This is a genomic window from Flammeovirga sp. SubArs3 (assembly GCF_947387565.1).
GTDB lineage: Bacteria > Bacteroidota > Bacteroidia > Cytophagales > Flammeovirgaceae > Flammeovirga > Flammeovirga agarivorans.
In genome coordinates, this window is sequence record NZ_CANDOA010000005.1 from 297376 (window position 1) to 317284 (window position 19909).

Here is a 19909-nt window from a genome sequence, read left to right on the forward strand (position 1 = left end):
AGGCAATCAAGCACTAAAAAAAGTGTCGGAATGATTGCCCTTGGAAGCATATGCACTATAAACAATTACTTACCTTAAATTTTAAATGAAATGAAACGAATTTTACTTACAACATGTGTAGTCTTATTCTCATGGGCGACACTTTCTGCACAAAACGAAAGCGACTTCTATACTGAAAAACTCAACACTGTAGATCGAACAGTAGACCTTGTAGTGGATTACAACGTAGACAACACAGACACCGGAGATGATAGTGAAAAACTACAACAAGCTATCGATGATTTAACGGCACTAGAAAATGGAGGAAGAATTAATATTCCTGGTGGAGAATATTTCTTAAAGGACATTCAGATAAAGTCTAATATCCACATTGTCATCCACAAGAATGCAACGATATACCCAACTGATCCAGGTAACGATAAAAACTTCGGAATTTTTAATATCGGGAAGGATGGAGAATATACCGAGAATGTGAGTATACGTGGTAAAAGTGGTAAATATACCATTGATGTTAGTACTTCGAGAAATACCAATGTAAGGGTATTCTCATTATTTAATACTCAGAATTTTTTACTGTCTGATGCAAGTGTGATAGATGACAATACTAAATTTTCTGCAATCATGATGGGCTATTCAGAATACAATGGTGAGTATGTGATGTCTGAAAACGGTGTGGTAAGGAATTGTAGAATTGAAAAAGCACACTATGGCTATGGGCTAGTGCAATCTCAAGCGTTAAGACATGTATTCTTTAAAGATATTTGGGGTGATGGTGGTGTAACTTTACGTCTCGAAACGGGCTTAAATAAAATGAATGAGTTACAAATTGGTGGTAACCATGACATATACGCTAACAATGTGTACTGTGAAAATGGAAATGCCAGTGTGATGATTTCTCCACATGCGATTAAAAATGGACATGTTGAGATCGATGGAGTAGAAGCTGTAAATACAGGATTTGCTGTACGAATTGATAAAGGGTATGTCACCAAAGAGCAAGATTCTTTAGGAATTACACCGGGTTATTATGCAAACACATGTATCGTAAAGAATGTAAAAGGAACTTATGGTACTACTGCTCAAGTGAAATCAAAACATTTTGGTTACTTACCTTGTCAAGAGAGAGAGCTAATTGGTACAGAATACAATAAAGATGGTGAAAGTTACCCCGCACCAGCAGTTGCTGCAGTATTGTATCGTGGAGGTAATGGTAATAATGCTGAGGGGTATTATACCGTAGATATTTCGGCAGTAGAAGCCATTGATTTCAAATATCAGGAAGCGATTATTGTTGAGGAAAGTTGGATTGATGACTGTTCTCAAGTACCTGTTGATCCAACTAATCCTCCCGTTGATGGTGAGCCAACATCAAAAGAAGATCTATTGAATTTAGGTTATCAAGTTTATCCAAACCCAAGTGATGGAGTTTTCAATGTGAAAGGAACCACCATTAATGATGCTTCTACTATTGTGATTTATAATTTACAAGGGCAAGAAGTAACACCTGTTTTACTCAGAAGATTCCAACGTATTAAAGTGGATATCACAGCTTATCCTTCTGGATTATATATGGTTAATGTAGATGGAAATAGTTTTAGGGTATTGAAAAATTAAATCCATTGATCGAATAAAAAAGGCCATACATTATATTTTATAGTGTATGGCCTTTTTTGTTAAACAACCATCTATGATTAATAATGACTATTCTGAATTAACATATCACCAAAGGCAGTTCCTAGTTTTTTCTGGCCTTGTGTATTGTAATGTACATTGTCACCTCTCTTCGGGAAATCATCCCAATCTTTATTCATAGATGTATTTATCATAAAAATATTTTGATCATTCTTCGCAATATGTGCCATTTGCTGACGAACAACCTCAGTGCCATCAGGAAATTTTGTTCTTGGAGGACAATTGATCTGTCCAAAAATAAAAGGCATTTTTTCATGATTAAATGTCTGTCGATAACTCTTTATCAATAATTGAAAATTCTCTCCATAAGCGGTGGCTGTGGTCTCCAATCGAGAGTCTTTTTCTCCTTGCATCCAACACATTCCCATAAGCACAGGTATTTTTCCATCAGACTTAATTCTTTCCAACGTTTTATTGATTGTTTCTACATGTCTAGAATACAATTTCATTTGTTGTCGTTTATCGTCAATTTCTCCAATCTTTGCTTTTTCATAAGACCATTCTGGATTCCAAGCACCATAAAGTGAAGTGCCTCCTTTTGCTTCTTTGATAAAAAAGAACTTACGATCTGGATATTTCTCATGGAGTAAGATACCTGCAAATAGCTCAGGCCCAAAGTTAGTTTGTCGTTTATCTGCTCTTATATAAGAAAGTGGAACAGGTTGTTTCTCACCATTAATGATGGAAATATATTTTGAAGCTTCTTCGACTTTTTGTTTGTCTTCTTGACTTAAACTTTGGTATTGGCCTCTCCCTGCCATATTGGATTGTCCAGCAAATAAAACGATATAGATCTTATCATCCTGACCAAAAGAGAGAAAGTGTAAAGCAAATAGGGCTGTAAATAATAGAAATCGCATTATTTCATTGTTAAAAAAGGGTATCAAAAAATACCACTTAGTATGAATGGTTTTAATAGATCATTGAGTAATGATCCATAACATCACAACGAAGCATATATTTTATGATACCCCAGAGTAATCATCAAATTATTTAGAATCTTGTTTCTCTTTAAATAGAGGGAACATTTCGGAGTTAGTTCTAGCAGTCTTCATAATGCCTGCAATTTCTTTTACTACTTCAGGATTCTCTTTACTTACATCAGTAGATTCTTCTGGATCATTGACAATATTGTAAAGTTCTATAGATGAATTTCCATTATTCACTTTGTATCTAACGCCTTTCCAATCGCCTAATCGTACAGCTTGACGACCGCCTTTAAGGTTTAATTCCCAATAAAGGTAAGGGTGCTGTTCTTGTTCTCCTTTGCCAATCATTGTGGGATAAAATGAGATGCCGTCCACATCGAAACGATCTCCTTTTCCTACAATATCTGCGAAAGTGGGTAAGATATCCCAGAATGCAGAAACATGGTCAGTAGTTGATCCGGCTTTAATTTTACCAGGCCACTTTATAATAAATGGTGTACGTACTCCACCTTCATATAAATCTCTTTTGATCCCTCTTAGATTTCCACCACTATTAAAGAAAGTAGGGTCGGCTCCACCGGCTTTATGTGGCCCATTATCACTGGCAAACATAATTATTGTCTCATCAGCAATTCCTAATTCTTCTACTTTAGCAACGATTTGCCCTACATAATTATCTAATCGGTTGATCATTGAAGCAAAAGCAGCATGAGGAATTTCTTGTGAACAATACATGTGTTTCTGAATATTTGGACCATAGTCAGACGTATATTTATTGTCTACTGTATACGCTGTTTCTGGATATTTACCTTTGTATTTAGCTAAAATTGAATCTTCAGGAGAGATTAATTCTGCATGAGGTAGAATAAAAGGAACATATGCGAAAAATGTATTGTCTTTATTATTCTCGATAAAGTCTAAGGTTGCTTCTTGAATAACATCGGGTGCGTAAGTTACCGTATTCGTCCAATCATTACCTTCTAAGAACACTTTTTGGTCATTATGCCAGATATATTCAGGGTAATATCTATGAGCAGCCGCTTGACAGACATAACCAAAGAACTCATCGAATCCTTGTTTATTAGGGTCACCTTCATGATTTACAAAACCAAGTCCCCATTTACCAAAGGCACCAGTAACATATCCTTCTTCTTTTAATAGTTCGGCAATCGTAAACGAAGCCGCAGGTAATGAAACTTGGCCTTCCCCTTCAATTTCTTTGTTACCACGAATAGGAGTATGTCCTGTATGTTGTCCTGTCATTAAAGATGATCGGGAAGGAGCACAAACTGCAGAACCGCAATAGTGTTGTGTAAACTTTAAACCAGACTCTGCTAATGCATCAATGTTGGGAGTAGTAAATTTTGTTTGACCATAACTACTTAAATCTCCATATCCTAAATCATCTGCAAGGATATATATGATGTTTGGTTTCTTTTCTTGTTGTGCTGTTGATTTACTTTTAGATGAAGAGGCACACCCTACACCAAGTATCAACAGTACAAATGAATACAAGTAATTTCTTATGTTCTTCATTTCTCTACTTAATTGAATATTGAACGTTACTTTTAAATAATCCGTGTGAAAGAATTTACCTCTGTTTGAAAGAGGTAATGTAAATAAAAAACACCTAGAGTTAAAAGCTGTATGTTATGGTTAGCTAAATGTATGCGATAGTTCATCTGAATTTGAAGGTACAATTTTTTTCGATTTTATGATCAAAAATCAACGTTTCAGCCTCTATTTGAATCGAAAATTTCACAGAGAAATAAAAAGATAGAAGAGTGTGTCTTACCATAAAGTTAATTACTGATGAATACAAAAATTGATAGGTAAGTTGTTGTAAATGAATTGTCTGTACGCAGAGATACAACTTAAAAATACGGAGAGACAAACGAGTGAAAATCACTTCTGATATTGCTTTTACGAACGATTATGAGCTATATATGTTTAATTTTTTATAAGTATGAAATACTATCTACATCAAATAATAATATCTAGTATCTTTAGATACTTGAGTACCGTTTTCTGTTTATTATTACTTACACTACCTGCTTGTCACACTACTAAAAATAGTGTAAGTCAACAGGCTGAAAAAAGGCCTAATATAATACTGTTCGTCTCAGATGATCATGGAAAAGATGCATTGGGGTGTTATGGGAATCCAGTGGTTCAAACTCCCAACTTAGATCAATTAGCCAGTGAAGGGACTATTTTTAATAATGCTTATTGTACCAGTGCTAGTTGTGCAGCGAGTAGATCGGTGATGCTTACAGGAAAATTTGGGCATGCCACAGGATCTTATGGACATACGCATGATTATCATCACTTTAGTACATATGATACCGTTAGTTCTTTACCGCTAATCATGGAAGAGCATGGGTATTATACTGCTCGAATAGGCAAATATCATTTAGCACCAGAGAAGGTATTTCATTTTCAAAATGTGATTAAAGCCAATCAGAGAAATACTGTTGAGATGGCGAATAAATGTAAAGAAGTATTTGAAAAAGAAGCTCCATTTTTCTTGTACTTCTGTACAGGAGACCCACACAGAGGGCAACCAACTGGACCGAATTGGGATGATCCAAATAGTTTTGGGAATAGAAAGAAAGGGTATAAAGGCGTAAAAGAAATTACCTACTCACCAGAAGAAGTTTTAGTACCAAGCTTTATTTCAGACACACAAGAAGCGAGAGAAGAATTAGCACAATACTATCAGAGTGTATCGAGAGTAGATACTGGTTTTGGTTTACTAATGGAACACTTAAAAGCTTCGGGTAAAATGGAGAATACGATTGTAATTTATATTTCTGACAATGGAATTGCATTCCCTGGAGCAAAGACGACCTTGTATGAGCCAGGAATGAACTTACCTTGTATTATTAAGAACCCTTTACTTGATCACCAAGAGAAGGAAAATAATAGCTTTATCTCTTGGGTCGATCTGACGCCAACGATCTTAGACTGGGCAAATATCAACTTTGATCCTAAAGAATTTCATGGAACTTCATTTACAGGAGTAGTAGATGGAACGGAAAAGGAAGATAGAGATGAAATCTATGCTTCTCATACATTCCATGAGATTACTATGTATTACCCAATGAGAGTGGTAAGACATGAAAATTACAAATTGATTCTAAATATTGCTTCGGGCTTAGAATATCCTTTTGCATCAGACCTTTGGGTCTCTTCCACTTGGCAAGAAAGATACCGTTCGGGAGCGAAATATTATGGTAAAAGAACGGTCGAAGATTATCTGCATCATGCAGAGTTTGAATTATACGATTTAGAAAAAGATCCTGATGAAGTAAACAATCTAGTCGATAGTAAAGAGCATCAAGGAGTATTAGTGAAAATGAAGAAGAAGTTAAAAGACTTCCAGCAAGACACTCAAGATCCTTGGAAAATATTTTGGGAGAAAGATTACAGTTTGCAAGGAACTGGATTGGACTTATAAAGAGAAATGATTTCGTGATGTGTGACTACTAACAAAGAATGTTCTTATTTAAATTCAATATAATAAGACATGTAATTAAAAAACCTTATTTTTACATGCGTACTAACAGAATAAGAACATTCTTCTTTAAATTTTTTGAGATACTATTAACCGACTTTGTTGATGAAAAGAATTATTACGAAAATAGTATTACTACTTGTTGGATTTTTTCTGCCCCTTATAAGTAGTGCACAAGACGAATATTTTGAAAGAGGAATATTAAATGCCTATTCAATGCCTCAAGGATTGTCTCACTATGGTGTTACTTCACTATTAGAGGATCAAAACGGGTTACTTTGGGTAGGTACATTTGATGGATTAAATAGCTATGATGGTTTTGAGTTTAAGACCTTCAGAAATATCAAGAACTTGAATAGTAACCGTATACGTTCTCTATTTCAAGATGAATACAACAATATTTGGATTGGTACAGACCATGGTGTGAGTATCTATAATTATACTACACAAAAGTTTGAAAGTATCTACCTTTCTCAAACGAAGAAAGGAGTTAAAATAGGGCCAATTGTTAGGCAGATCTCAAAGTATAAAGGATATATCTTGTGTACCACAGAAGAAGAAGGATTGCTCTTTTTTGATCCAAAAACGTATAAGTTAAAAAACAATATTACCCTAAGTGAAAGCACAATTGCTTACAAAACTGAGCCATTAGACAAGCATAACCTATTAGTCGCTACTTCTAAGGGTTTGTATATTGTTAATTACCCAAATAGAACAAAAACAAGAGTCAATGGAGCTAACATTGATAAATACATCGATTTAGTGAAATATAATGAACATCGGTACTACAGTATAGCCAACAATGGTATCGTTATCCTAGATCATAATAAGGGGGAGATAACATTGAATCATATTTTGAACCGTCAGAAGTTTCAAACGATTCATGTCGACTCTTCTAAAAATATATGGTTAGGGCATAAAGAACTAGGTCTATATAAAACAAACAAGGAAGAGTTAGATCAAAAAACAAAAAAAGATATTCTGGAGAAAGAGGCGTACCCTATCTATAGAGTTAGTACGATGTCTTCTAATGATAAAGGAGACTTTTGGGTAGGATCATTTAGAAAAGGTTTATACCATTTACCTACAAAAAAATATAACTTCAAATACTCCAATCTTAAGACAAATAATCAATCTGGCGAATGGTCTAATCACGTATTAAACCTTCAAAAATGGACTGATACCAATGTTCTAATCAACGTTCATTTTAGAGGAATCCTAAACTTTAATACAGAAACGAATAGTATAGAACCATTACCTCCACACATCAAAAACTTAGCAGGAAAAGCAAATACTTTACTTTTGATGGATGATAAAGGAGGACAGTTTGTAAAGCTACAAGGAAAAACATCTAGAAACTTCTATTACAGTAAAGCCTTAAATAAGTGGGTTCCTCTGATAAGTAAACTAGACCCTTCATTTGCAAATGCTAAAATGAGAGGTGTAACACTAGATAAGTTTGGTTATCATTGGGTGGCTTGTAGTGAAGGATTATACCGTTTGCGTCTTACAAAATATGGTAAAATCGAGGATATACAATTTATGGATCAGCATCAAGGTTTCTCTTCTAAAAGTATAAAAGAAGTGAGATGCATCTATGAAGATCCCAAATACAATTATATCTGGATAGGAACAAAAAGAGATGGGTTAATTCGAATCAATAACAACCCGAAGCGAACGTTGAAAAATATGAGGAAATCTCAATTTGTTCATGACCCCGATAACAAATATTCTATTTCCAGTAATTATGTGGCTTGTATCCAAAGATTAGACAATGATGAGTTATGGATTGGTACAGAAGAAGGCGGTATTTGTTTAGTAGAGAACTCTCAGTTGGCTTGTGTTTTTAAATCTTTTATGGAAAAGGATGGACTGGATAATAATATTGTAAAAAGTATTCTACCTGATAAAGAAAACAGACTTTGGATTACGACAAATAAAGGTTTAAATGCTTTTGATCTCACTTCTAGAAAGTTTAGAAATTACACCATTAGTGATGGAGTGCCCATTTCTCCATTCGAGCCATCAGCAACAATTTTGAAAAATGATGAATTGATTTTTGCCGGTGGTAATGGATTACTTTACTTTGATCCATCACAAATTCAGGAAGAAGATCAAATGCCGAATCTATTATTGGGTGACTTTAAATTATTCAATAAGAAAGTGAATGTTTTAGACACTCTAGATGACCATGTGATCTTACCAAAGGCATTAAATGAAACTGAAAAAATTGACTTAAATTATGATCAAAATATCTTCTCATTAGAGGTGATTTCATTGCACTATTCCGATAAAAAGGGAAACTTAATTCGTTATAGAATGTTGCCTCAAGAAAAAGAATGGGTGACAACACCATCTGAAATAAAAGTAGCTAGTTTTAATGGGTTGCCTCCTGGAAAATATACTTTTGAAGCTGCCGTTTCGAATTCTAAAAAAGCATGGTCTCCATCAAAAACTATTGAGATTACTATTCATCCTCCTATATGGAAAACGACGGTTGCTTATATCTTATATTTTGTCTTGTTTGTAACGATTTTGTTTGTAGTTATCCGTTTTATCTTAAAGATGAATAAGATTGAACATGATTTACAAATAGAGCAAATGGACAAAGAAAGGATTGATGAGTTGAATAAAACTAGAACAAGAATGTTCATGAATATCGCTCATGAATTTAGAACACCATTAACGCTAATTTCGGGACCACTACAAGTACTTATCAAGATTTTTGAATCGAATAATGATGCTTATAAGCACTTGAGCCTAATTGAAAGCCAATCTAAAAAGATGTTCCAATTGGTCAATCAAGTACAGGATTTCCAAAAAGCAGAGCAAAGTCTACTTAAATTAAAGATGACTTCTTTTGAATTCACTTCTTTAATTTCTGAAGTGAAAAAAGGATTTGATCAACTGGCAGAACATACAGAGAGAAAATTTGTAGTCAACGGAGATGCGAATCAGTTATTTGTGGTAGCAGATCGACAAAAATTAGAAATTGTTCTCAACAACTTACTGAATAATGCCTTTAAGTTTACAAAATCAGGAGATACGATAACATTGAATTATGGAGTCGAAAACGATAAATTAGTATTCTCTGTAAGTGATACGGGTGTTGGGATTAAAGCAAAGGATTTACCATATGTTTTTGAGAGGTATTATCAATCAGAAGATGTAAATACCGCTACAGTAGGTTCTGGTATTGGATTGGCTTTTTCTAAGAGAATCGTTGAGTTACATTACGGTACAATCGGTGTAGAAAGTAAGGTGAAAGAAGGAACTCAGTTTAATGTTGTCCTTCCTGTTGAAATTAGTTTGGAAGACACTTTTAATGAAGAGCGTCTTCAGGAAATTTTAAACATGGAGTCTGATGATGAGAAACAAAGAATCTTACCAAAAGGCATCGAACTTCCAGAGAGTTTAAAAGATGACTCATTAAAGGAATTAAATGTGTATTACGTTGAAGATAACGATGACTTAAGAGATTTTGTTCATTCGTCTTTATCGGAATATTTTAATGTGAAATCTTTTGTGAACGGTAGACAGTGTAAGGAGGCCGTAGAAAATGAATGGCCTGACTTAATTATTAGTGATATTCTGATGCCGGAATTAAATGGTTTAGAGCTTTGTAAAGGGATCAAAGCAGATATTCGTACAAGTCATATTCCTGTCATTCTACTTACTTCTAGGTCATCTGTAGATGATCAAGTATCTGGTTTTGAAAGTGGTGCGGACGCTTATATCAGTAAGCCATTCGATTTGAAACAACTGATTGCGACAGCACAAATGCTATTAAAAAATAGACGTCAGTTAAGAGAGAGGTTTAGAATCGATTTCCCTGTAGAAGTAGAGAAAAAGAATAATAATAAGAGCGAAAGAGTCTTTATGGAAAAACTCTATGCGTTGATGGAAAAACATCTTGATGATGAAGAATTAGATATCAATATCTTTATTAAGGAGTTGCATTTAAATCGTACGCACTTCTATCAGAAAGTAAAAACAATTACGAACCATACTCCTTATGAGTTATTGAAACTTTATCGTCTTAAAAAAGCAGCTGAAATGTTGGTCAATGAAAAGCTGACGGTTTCTGAAGTTTATCTCCGCACAGGATTTAAAAGTAGAACACATTTTAGTAGAATGTTTAAAGAACATTACGGTATAACACCGGGTAAATATGGAAAAGAACAGGCTGTTGAAGTAGAAGAAACAGCTTAATATATTTAGGCTACATCAAAATTTTGGTGTAGCCTTTTTTGTTTAAATACTATTGTAAATCAGTGTTTTGTATGCAATGACACACTAGATTTACTACTGCATACTATTGTTTCTTACCAATCATACACTTTTGTTCTGTGAAAGAATTATTACCGATCTAACAACTATTACCTTCTAACTATGGAATAAGGGAAAAATGGATCAGGTGCAATTAATGAGACTACTAAAACAAAGAATTTAAAAAAGACAATGAAGAAATTAATATTTATCTTTTCTCTCTTGGTTTCTTTTTCTGGTTTTTGTGATAAACCAGGTGAGGTGATCCAAGTAAAGAAAACTGCTGCAATAACAGAAGATGCCACTCCTTATGTATTAAAAAAGATACTAGAAAATAAAGAGGCAAAAGGAATTAAATTTGAGAAAGGAACCTATCATTTCTATCCAGATAAAGGCTTAACGAAATTTGTATATATCTCAAACCATAAAGATGTTTTTGTTAACCTTGCTTTCCCAATTGATGGATTTAAAGATTTTACCATTGACGGACAAGGGTCTACTTTTATCTTTCATGGTAAAATGATTCCTTTTTTAGTCGATAATAGCGAAAACGTTTCTATTAAAAATGTAACAATAGATTGGGCAATGGCTTTTCATAGTGAAGGGGAAATTATCGCACACAATACAGAAGAACATTCTTTTGATGTTCGCTTTGGAGACGAATACCCTTATGAAATCCGAAATGGAGACATTTACTTTATCAAAGAATATTACGAGCATGACTTAGGGCAAACGATTATTTACGATAAACAAAGAAGAGCAATTGCTTATAACGACAAGAAATTCAGCCCGATTGCGACTTCTCAAAAATCGACTGTTCAACACGGTATTGACCAAGTTAAATACAAGTATAAAGTAGATAAAAGTGACCTTACTCTTCGAAAAGTAGGTACAGAAAGTCGTCTCAACTTGAAACAGGTGGCTCCAGGTGTGGTCAGGTTCTACAATCATAAAAAGCAACTACCACCAATTGGTACTATTCTTTCTACTAAGGGGCAACAAGGAGAAAATAGAGTCGCTCCAGGTATAAGAGTCAACAACACCAATAATTTTCATTTAACGGACGTTACTATTCACCATGCAGGTGGTATGGGACTGTTAGTAGAAAACTCTGAAGATATTTACATTGACAGATTAAAAATCACTCCATCGGGTGATAGAATGGTGTCAACAACGGCTGATGCTACGCACTTTGTGGGATGTAGAGGTTTTATCAAGATGACTAATTCTCTATTAGAAAATCAGTTGGATGATTGTGTGAATATCCATGGTGCTTACCAAGAAGTAGTAGAGCAACTGGGAGAGAAGAAGTTAGGTATTAGAATGGGACACCACCAACAAGAAGGCTATGTGATTGGTAAAAAAGGAGATACTATTGGGTTTGTAAAAATTGAAGACTCATTTACCCCTTTTGATAAGTTGACTATTGAGTCTATTGAGATGGTCAACCAGCGTTACCAAGTGATCACATTTAAAGAGAAAATTCCTAAAGAAGTCGTACAGGGCGATTATATCGAAAATATCTCAGCTTATCCTGAAGTACTTCTAGAAAACAATAAATTCCAAGGGAATAGAGCTAGAGGCGTTTTGTTATCTACTCCTAAAAAAGCAATTGTAAGAAACAATTATTTCCACTCTGAGATGGAGGCGATTTTCTTACCAGTTGAAAGCTCAAAATGGTATGAATCAGGGGCTACATCAAATTTATTGATTGAAGGGAATACATTTGATAACTGTAATTTTGGAGGAACAAGCAGAGGAATTATCCGTCTTGTTACTGATGAGGATAATGAAAGTATTGCATTTAATGACATAACAATTCGAAAGAATATTTTTAAAATGTTCGATAACCTAGTACTTGAAGCAAGCAATACTGATGGACTAAACTTTGAAGAAAATACCATTCTTTCAAGTGATAGGTTCCCTCAATTATATCCTGAAAACCCTGCCTTTATTTTACGTTCATCAAAAAATGTGATGTTTAAAAATAATGATTTCCAAGGAAAGGCGACAAAGATGATGGAGAGTGATAAGAGTACTATTAATGTTGATTTTCAATAAGTAATTATCTGAAGATGAAAAAAGGAATAGTACAGCTATTGGGTATACTTCTTTGTATATCCAGTAGCCTTTGCGCCCAAGAACGTCCCAATATTTTATTGGTGATGGCAGAGGATATCAGTAATGATTTAGCTTGTTACGGAATGTCCGAGGTGAAAACACCAACGTTTGATCAACTGGCGAAAGAAGGAATCAGATACACCAATTGTATAGGCACAAACTCTATTTGTTCACCAAGTAGATCTGCTTTAATGTTGGGTACACATCAGAATATTACCAACACCCACAACCATAGAAGTAATAGAAAGGTCGTATTGCCTAATGAGTATACGCCGATTACAAAATTGCTTGCTGATGCCGGATATAAAACGATCGTTGGTAGTAAGTTAGTAATGAAAAAAGGAGAGAAGATCGATTGTAATTTTATGCATCAATCGACTGGAGAGTATAATGGTTCTACTGATTTTGGATTATTTAATGAAAAGTCAGCCGTATTAAAAAATGATGGAAAACCTTTTTTTGCTCAAGTTCAATTGAAGGTGACACATCGAGGAAATTGGTGGAATTCTATTAGAGAAAAATCCCAACATCCAGTGGACCCTAGCAAGGTAACCCTTCCACCATTTATTGCCGACACTCCAGCTACAAGATTGGATTGGGCGACTTATTTGGACCAAATAGAATATGCTGACCATGAAATGAAAATGTTGATGGACCAACTAGAGGAAAATGGGGTGGCGCAGAATACAGTGATCATTTTTATGGGAGATAATGGAAGAGCGAATATTAGAGGTAAAGGATATGTATATGATTCAGGTTTAAGAATTCCTCTTATTATTCATTACCCTAAGGCATTGAAGAAAGATAAAGTAGATGATCAATTATGTTCATTCACAGATATATCTGCGACTATTCTTGAACTTGCTCAAGTAGATGTACCAACATATTTTTCTGGAACGTCTCTCTTCGATAAACAGGAAAGAGACTATGTATATTCTGCCAGAGACATTTGGGATGAGGTCAAAGATCGATCTAGAGCGATAACGACAAAACGCTTTAAATATATAAAAAACTATATGCCAGAAGTACCTTATGATGCACATCAAGGGTATTTAGAGTACAATCGCCCTGCAGTACATGTAATGAGAAAATTATATTCTGAAGGCCAACTTACTTCGGCTCAAGCATATTTTTTCTCCCCAAAAAAGGAAGCAGAGGAATTGTATGATTTAAAAAATGATCCTGATGAATTAGTTAACCTGATCCATGACCCAAAATATAAAAAAGAGTTAGAAAAACTTAGAAGGTATATGAACCAATGGCAATTAGAGCATATCGATAGAGGTTTTGAAGATGTTGCACCTGAAGGTTTTAGAGGTGTTGCTTTTGTGAAGTATTTAAAAGGGTATCATCCAGAATTATGGTCACAGCTTGAAGAAGGAAAGTTATTAGACCTTACAAAAGAGCAGTCAGATTTTAGCAAGAATCACTACAAGAAAAAAACGAAATAATGAAATCATATTTCTTAATATTATTGGTATCCATCTTCTTTTTCGGATGCAGTTCCTCTAAACCTGAAAAAGAAAATACAACTAGTGCCAAACCCAATATCTTACTTATTTATTTGGATGATCTAGGCTATGGAGATATGGGGGCCTATGGGGCATCCAAAAGATTAAAAACACCCAATATGGATTTTTTAGCTCATAATGGGGTACAGTTTACTAATGGATATGCTACCTCAGCGACTTGTACACCAAGTAGATATGGGTTATTAACGGGCACTTACCCTTGGAAGAATGCGAATGCAAAGATCTTACCTGGTACTGCACCGTTGATCATAGGTACGGAACAACTTACTTTACCGAAAATGTTAAAGACTGAAGGGTATGCTACAGGCATTGTAGGAAAGTGGCATTTGGGCTTAGGTAATGGGTATGTAGATTGGAATAAGACAATCTCACCAGGCCCAAATGAGGTGGGCTTTGATGAAAGTTATATCATGGCTGCAACGCAAGATAGAGTTCCTACAGTTTATATAGAAAACAATAAGGTAGTGGGATTGAATCCTCAAGATCCAATTCAGGTAAACTATGAGAAAAACTTTGAAGGAGAACCAACAGCTATATCAAATCCCGAAATGGTATACATGAAATGGCATCATGGGCATAACAATAGTATTGTTAACGGTATTCCAAGAATTGGTTTTATGAAAGGAGGAGAAGCAGCAAAATGGGATGACTATGAAATGGCCGATCACTTCTTAATCAAAGCGAAAGAATATATTGAACAGCATAAGGATCAACCTTTCTTTTTATATTATGCACTTCAACAACCTCATGTACCAAGAACTCCCCACCCAAGGTTTAAGGGAAAATCAGGGATGGGACCAAGAGGCGATGCAATTATAGAAGCAGATTGGTGTATTGGTGAACTAATAACAACACTTGAGAAACAAGGCCTATTAGAAAATACATTAGTCATCCTTTCGAGTGACAATGGCCCTGTACTGAATGATGGATATTATGATGAAGCAGAGGAACAATTAGGCGATCATCAGCCAGCAGGTGTATTAAGAGGAGGAAAATATAGTTTATTTGAGGGAGGAACGCGCGTTCCCTTCCTAACGTATTGGAAAGGAAAAATTAAACCGACAAAGTCTGATGCTTTAGTTTGTCAGATGGATTTGCTTTCATCAATTTCAGCGTTAGTGGGTAGTAATTTAAAAACAGATGATAGTGAAAACTTACTATCTGCTTTTTTAGGTAAGAGCAAAATAGGTAGAGAAGAACTAATTTTAGAAGCAACATCAAGAACAGCATTTAGAAAGAATGATTGGTTATTGATTCCTCCTTATGAAGGTCCCATTGCTTTAAAGAAAGTAAAAATTGAAATCGGTAATAGCGATCAAATACAATTGTACAATTTGAAAGAAGATCCTTCTCAACAAAATAACTTAGCAAAGATTCACCCTGATAAGGTAGCACAAATGATGCAAGCGTTTAAGGCTGTCAGAGGTGATTTCAAGAAGGATGTAAAAGTTTATAAATTAAGATAAAACTATCAGTAGACCAATATTTAATAATTACCTCACCCGGCATCGGGTGGGGTATTTTTTTTTATTCTCATCAACCCAAGATAGCCCTGGGTTAATGAGAAACATACTAGATATGAATCAGAATCTAACCAAGAAGTTTTCCAGAGCACCACGGACTACCAACTTTCAGATAACTTAGGAAATGTTCGAGCCACGGTAAATTGGGGTCTAGCCAATGTTCTAACGCCTTTTATAGTCACTAATAATTATAGCGATTACTATCCTTTTGGTTTAAAAATGGATATTGGCACTAAACTAGCAAGTAGAAAGTATCGCTAAGGCTATCAAGGTGAATTTGCCGAAGACGAAACGGCTGATAATGGTTTCAATAGTTTTGAAGCTAGGATGTATGATCCTGTAATTGGTAGATGGTTGAGTGTGGATTCTCATAGACAATTTGCTAGTGTTTATTTAGGTATGGGGAATAACCCAATTAATTGGTGTAGATCCAGATGGCAGAGATTGGTTTAGAAATCCTTCTACGGGTAAGTATGAGTGGTTTAACTTCTCATCAGGTACTTTTGAAGATAATTCTGGTGATAAGTGGATTCACAAATCATCAGACCCAAATTGGGATCCTAGTGTACTTAATGTATTAGAAGTGCTCAAAGTGATGCAGCGCCTATAGCTTTTGGTTTAGTAGGATTTGCAGGGGGAACTGTAGCTTTATCCTATTTGGGAGGAGTGAATATGAGTAATACTTTCAGGAATATGTATAACTTCGCTAATAACTATACAAGGTGGAAAGGTGTTGTTGCCGGAGGAAAAGAGGCTATTGGCCAATTAGTATCTTCTGGAGATCCTAATTTGGATTTATATGATATAGGGGCTGAAGTAGTTGGTGGTTATACAAAAAAAGGGTGGCAAGGATTTTTACTTGGAGCTTCTGGATGGGCATTAGATTATAAGGTGTCTGATGCGAAGAATTTTGAACTTCTTCCATCTTTTGGTGAACCACTTGATATTACAGTTGATACTTTTCTCGGTGTACATGAACAAGGTATAACTACTTTAACAGGACACTTTTTGGAAAAAAGTGTAGTTAATTCTAAATATGTTTCAAAATTAATGCTACACTTTCATGATATTCTTATGAATTCTGGATATAAATATTTGGGTGAAAAAATGAAGGATAAAGGTTGGTAATCAAAATTTAAGATTCAAATGAGAAAAATAAAAAAACGAACAATTTTATTTAATGCATTTATCATTTTTATAGGTGGTGTAATGGCTTATATTTTTGCGTTACATTTGTTTGGAGAAAAAAAATATACGATTGGATATATGGAAGAAAGTGATTTGAATAAGTCAAAACGTTCACTAATATATTTTGTTAATGAAGAACGATACCGAATATCATGTTCATATATGAAATCAAAACATATCATAGAAGGCAAGGCCTATTTTTTTGTGAAGTATGCTATATTTGATCCTAAAGTAGGAGCAATAGGAACGGGTTCAAAAAATAGCACAATAGTTAGATTATATCAAAAGCCACCGTCAGACGGATGGACTAAGGAAGAATACTTAAAAATAAAGCATAAGTATGAATAGTATAAATGTGCTTTTATCATTTTCTCTTATATAGTGTTAATATAACGTTCAACTTACCACACTAAAATAGAAATAATGATTAATGCATTATAAACAGCAAACAACAATGAAACTCCATCTAACGTCTATACTACTTATTGCAACAAATTAAGTATAGATCCATCTTAGTTGGTAGTAATTTAAAAACAGATGACAGTGAAAACTTACTATCTGCTTTTTTAGGTAAGAGCAAAGTAGGTAGAGAAGAACTAATTTTGGAAGCCACATCAAGAACGGCCTTTAGAAAGAATGATTGGTTATTGATTCCTCCTTATGAAGGCCCCGTTGCTTTAAAGAAAGTAAAAATAGAAATCGGTAATAGCGATCAAATACAATTGTACAATTTGAAAGAAGATCCTTCTCAACAAAATAACTTAGCAAAGATTCACCCTGATAAGGTAGCACAAATGATGCAAGCGTTTAAGGCTGTCAGAGGTGATTTCAAGAAGGATGTAAAAGTTTATAAATTAAGATAAAACTATCAGTAGACCAATATTTAAAAAAATACCTCACCTGGCATCGGGTGGGGTATTTTTTATTCTCATCAACCCAAGTTAGCCCTGGGTTAATGAGAAACATACTTTTTACAAGATGTATTTACTGAACATCGCCACAATTATTACAGGTAAAATCAATCCTGAATAAGTATATATTATTAATTTCTTAAGGTATCGTTTTTTTGGAGCATCGTTGTCCTCAACGGCTTTATGATAATTGATATATACAATGTATCCGGAAATTATGATGCACAAAGCACATAATATATTGGACAATATCTGATTGTCGAAAATCGCAGAAGCAAATAGGTAGGCTATCGCATTACAAATCACAAAATATACCAATAGGTTTAGTCTTTTATCGATCATGGTTAATGTAAGTTTAATAGTTTTTAAGGTTATACATCTTAGACTACCACCTACTACATTTGTCATCACTTCATATGTATTACGTAAGATTGAGGATGTTTTTTGAAAATAAAAAAGGTTTTATCATTCAATAAAACCTTTTTATATAAGATAGTCACAACAAAATATTGAATGCTATACATAAATTTCCATATGCATATTTCTACAAATTATTATAGTTTCTAGCCGAATCTTATATTCATAATAATAACCTGAAAGCAAAGCTATCCAACAAAGGGAATTGAAGAGGAAAATATTTAATTTATAATAGAGGTAGATTTGACAAGTACCTTTAAATGAGTGGTATAAGTCGATGTTTTATGGTGGTAATATTAGATTGTTATTTTTTTACGATCACATAAATAAAAAAGTCTCCATTATAAATAGAGACTTTTTCTAGGCTTTAGTTAACTTCTTATTCTATTACATTTTTTGTCGATTTACTTTCTTAATTCTTATACCACAAAACTAAACCAGATCATTTATTTAATGCGGGAATAATTAGTCAATGATGGGGTGAATTTTGCTCAATGGTTACCTTTAGACTTTTTTTGAGACAAAAGTTCTTGCAGTATTATTCCCAATAGTTTAAGTGATCTGTAAAAAAAAGAAATTTATTATTCATAAAACCAATACAAAGAGTATCAGCAATGTCCTACAAGGTCAAATAAAAAGATCCTACTCAAAAGGTATTTCTACTTTTTAGAATAGGATCATATCCACACATCATCAATAAATCTATACGTCACACAACAAAAACATTATTCTTGTTAGAAACAGATCAAACGTCTGATCTCTTCATATTCATCCACTAATTTTTTAGAACCAATAATAATAGGTGTTCGTTGATGTATGTCTTTTGGTTTTATATCCATAATTCTAGCTGAACCGTTTGTCGCTTTACCTTTTGCCTGTTCTGTCAAAAAGGCCAAGGCATGGCACTCATACATTAGACGTAACTTACCTTCTTTATATTTATCGGTAGACGGATACATATAAACACCGCCTTTCAGAAGGTTTCTGTGAAAATCACATACTAATGACCCTACATATCTTGTCCCCATTTTACGAGACTTCAATTCATAAAGATAAGTTTTAAAGTCTCTAGAAAACTCTCCTTGATCTCTCTCATTGATACTGTAATATTCACCATTTTCAGGCTGTATAATGTTAGGGTGGGAAAGAAAGTATTCCCCTAATGAGGATTCATATGTAAAGCCATTTACTCCATATCCAGTGGTATAAACAAGCATGGTAGAAGGGCCATATAAAATATATCCGGCCGCAACTTGTTGATCGCCTTTTTGAAGAAAATCTTCTTTTTTATAAGGTTTTCCTTGTGGGCTAACTCTTTTATAAATGGAGAAAATGGTACCAACAGATACATTCACATCAACATTCGATGAGCCATCCAAAGGATCAATAGCCACAACATATTTTGCATTATGATTTCCTGTATCTATTATTTCATCACTTTCTTCGGAAAGAATCGCACATACCTGTCCACCATTAATTAATGCTCTTTTAAAACGCACTTCTGCAATGATATCCAACATTCTCTGAGGCTCTCCTTGTATATTTTCTTCTTCAGTCATTCCTTCAATACCACTTAAGCCGGCTCTATTAATCTCACGGCTAATAATTTTTGAAGCAATAACGATATCTCTTAATAGCTGAGATAATTCACCTGTGGCATGAGGAAATTCACTTTGTCTTTGAGCAATAAAACGGTCTACCGCAATGCCAATATGTGAAGTAAAAGTTTCAATATTAGCATTGGACTTTTCAGTAGTAGTAATACTTTCCATAGTAATGTAATTATTATTTTTGAGTGAATACGGTTAGA

13 protein-coding genes are annotated in these 19909 nt (G+C 34.3%); 9 read left to right on the forward strand and 4 right to left on the reverse strand.

Features of this window, described 5'->3' with window-relative positions:
* The first annotated feature begins 90 nt into the window (after positions 1-90).
* The gene (locus tag QL232_RS16090) at positions 91-1614 is read left to right on the forward strand and encodes a T9SS type A sorting domain-containing protein (protein ID WP_281614879.1); all 1524 of its coding nucleotides are present in this window, start codon (positions 91-93) and stop codon (positions 1612-1614) included.
* 77 nt (positions 1615-1691) lie between these two features.
* Here the strand turns inward: QL232_RS16090 and QL232_RS16095 are convergent, their stop codons facing one another.
* Both QL232_RS16095 and QL232_RS16100 read right to left on the reverse strand, forming a co-directional pair.
* Positions 1692-2552, reverse strand: a complete 861-nt coding sequence (locus QL232_RS16095) for a sialate O-acetylesterase (protein WP_281614880.1) — start codon at positions 2550-2552, stop codon at positions 1692-1694.
* 129 nt (positions 2553-2681) lie between these two features.
* Complete coding sequence (locus tag QL232_RS16100; RefSeq protein WP_281614881.1) at positions 2682-4157, reverse strand: arylsulfatase; 1476 nt, start codon at positions 4155-4157, stop codon at positions 2682-2684.
* A gap of 430 nt (positions 4158-4587) precedes the next feature.
* On the opposite strand from QL232_RS16100, the gene QL232_RS16105 reads away from it, so the two are divergent.
* The 8 genes from QL232_RS16105 to QL232_RS16140 all read left to right on the forward strand — a co-directional run bounded on the left by QL232_RS16105 (position 4588) and on the right by QL232_RS16140 (position 17634).
* Positions 4588-6081: a sulfatase gene (locus tag QL232_RS16105; protein ID WP_281614882.1), complete on the forward strand. Its 1494-nt coding sequence runs from the start codon at positions 4588-4590 to the stop codon at positions 6079-6081.
* Between the two features lie 162 nt (positions 6082-6243).
* The gene (locus QL232_RS16110; protein ID WP_281614883.1) at positions 6244-10350 is read left to right on the forward strand and encodes a hybrid sensor histidine kinase/response regulator transcription factor; all 4107 of its coding nucleotides are present in this window, start codon (positions 6244-6246) and stop codon (positions 10348-10350) included.
* Between the two features lie 249 nt (positions 10351-10599).
* Positions 10600-12468, forward strand: a complete 1869-nt coding sequence (locus tag QL232_RS16115; protein ID WP_281614884.1) for a right-handed parallel beta-helix repeat-containing protein — start codon at positions 10600-10602, stop codon at positions 12466-12468.
* 14 nt (positions 12469-12482) lie between these two features.
* On the forward strand, positions 12483-13979 hold the full coding sequence (locus QL232_RS16120; RefSeq protein ID WP_281614885.1) for a sulfatase-like hydrolase/transferase: 1497 nt from the start codon (positions 12483-12485) through the stop codon (positions 13977-13979).
* Positions 13979-15526, forward strand: coding sequence for an arylsulfatase (locus QL232_RS16125; RefSeq protein ID WP_281614886.1), 1548 nt, complete (start codon positions 13979-13981; stop codon positions 15524-15526). Before QL232_RS16120 ends, QL232_RS16125 begins: the two co-directional genes overlap by 1 nt.
* A gap of 729 nt (positions 15527-16255) precedes the next feature.
* Complete coding sequence (locus QL232_RS16130) at positions 16256-16711, forward strand: hypothetical protein (protein WP_281614887.1); 456 nt, start codon at positions 16256-16258, stop codon at positions 16709-16711.
* A gap of 18 nt (positions 16712-16729) precedes the next feature.
* On the forward strand, positions 16730-17119 hold the full coding sequence (locus QL232_RS16135) for a hypothetical protein (protein WP_281614888.1): 390 nt from the start codon (positions 16730-16732) through the stop codon (positions 17117-17119).
* A gap of 137 nt (positions 17120-17256) precedes the next feature.
* Positions 17257-17634: a hypothetical protein gene (locus tag QL232_RS16140; RefSeq protein WP_281614889.1), complete on the forward strand. Its 378-nt coding sequence runs from the start codon at positions 17257-17259 to the stop codon at positions 17632-17634.
* Positions 17635-17742: 108 nt separating this feature from the next.
* On the opposite strand, the gene QL232_RS16145 is transcribed toward QL232_RS16140, so the two are convergent.
* Both QL232_RS16145 and fbp read right to left on the reverse strand, forming a co-directional pair.
* Complete coding sequence (locus tag QL232_RS16145; RefSeq protein WP_281614890.1) at positions 17743-18024, reverse strand: hypothetical protein; 282 nt, start codon at positions 18022-18024, stop codon at positions 17743-17745.
* 809 nt (positions 18025-18833) lie between these two features.
* Complete coding sequence (gene fbp / locus QL232_RS16150; protein WP_281614891.1) at positions 18834-19871, reverse strand: class 1 fructose-bisphosphatase; 1038 nt, start codon at positions 19869-19871, stop codon at positions 18834-18836.
* Positions 19872-19909: the final 38 nt, after the last annotated feature.

Excerpts from the sequence above, each read along its gene's own strand:
- QL232_RS16105 (WP_281614882.1), top strand. The coding sequence starts at position 4,588 with ATGAAATACTATCTACATCAAATAATAATATCTAGTATCTTTAGATAC.
- QL232_RS16135 (WP_281614888.1), top strand. The coding sequence starts at position 16,730 with ATGAGAAAAATAAAAAAACGAACAATTTTATTTAATGCATTTATCATT.
- QL232_RS16090 (WP_281614879.1), top strand. The coding sequence starts at position 91 with ATGAAACGAATTTTACTTACAACATGTGTAGTCTTATTCTCATGGGCG.
- QL232_RS16115 (WP_281614884.1), top strand. The coding sequence starts at position 10,600 with ATGAAGAAATTAATATTTATCTTTTCTCTCTTGGTTTCTTTTTCTGGT.
- QL232_RS16110 (WP_281614883.1), top strand. The coding sequence starts at position 6,244 with ATGAAAAGAATTATTACGAAAATAGTATTACTACTTGTTGGATTTTTT.
- QL232_RS16100 (WP_281614881.1), bottom strand. The coding sequence starts at position 4,157 with ATGAAGAACATAAGAAATTACTTGTATTCATTTGTACTGTTGATACTT.
- QL232_RS16130 (WP_281614887.1), top strand. The coding sequence starts at position 16,256 with ATGAGTAATACTTTCAGGAATATGTATAACTTCGCTAATAACTATACA.
- QL232_RS16125 (WP_281614886.1), top strand. The coding sequence starts at position 13,979 with ATGAAATCATATTTCTTAATATTATTGGTATCCATCTTCTTTTTCGGA.
- QL232_RS16095 (WP_281614880.1), bottom strand. The coding sequence starts at position 2,552 with ATGCGATTTCTATTATTTACAGCCCTATTTGCTTTACACTTTCTCTCT.
- fbp (WP_281614891.1), bottom strand. The coding sequence starts at position 19,871 with ATGGAAAGTATTACTACTACTGAAAAGTCCAATGCTAATATTGAAACT.
- QL232_RS16145 (WP_281614890.1), bottom strand. The coding sequence starts at position 18,024 with ATGATCGATAAAAGACTAAACCTATTGGTATATTTTGTGATTTGTAAT.
- QL232_RS16120 (WP_281614885.1), top strand. The coding sequence starts at position 12,483 with ATGAAAAAAGGAATAGTACAGCTATTGGGTATACTTCTTTGTATATCC.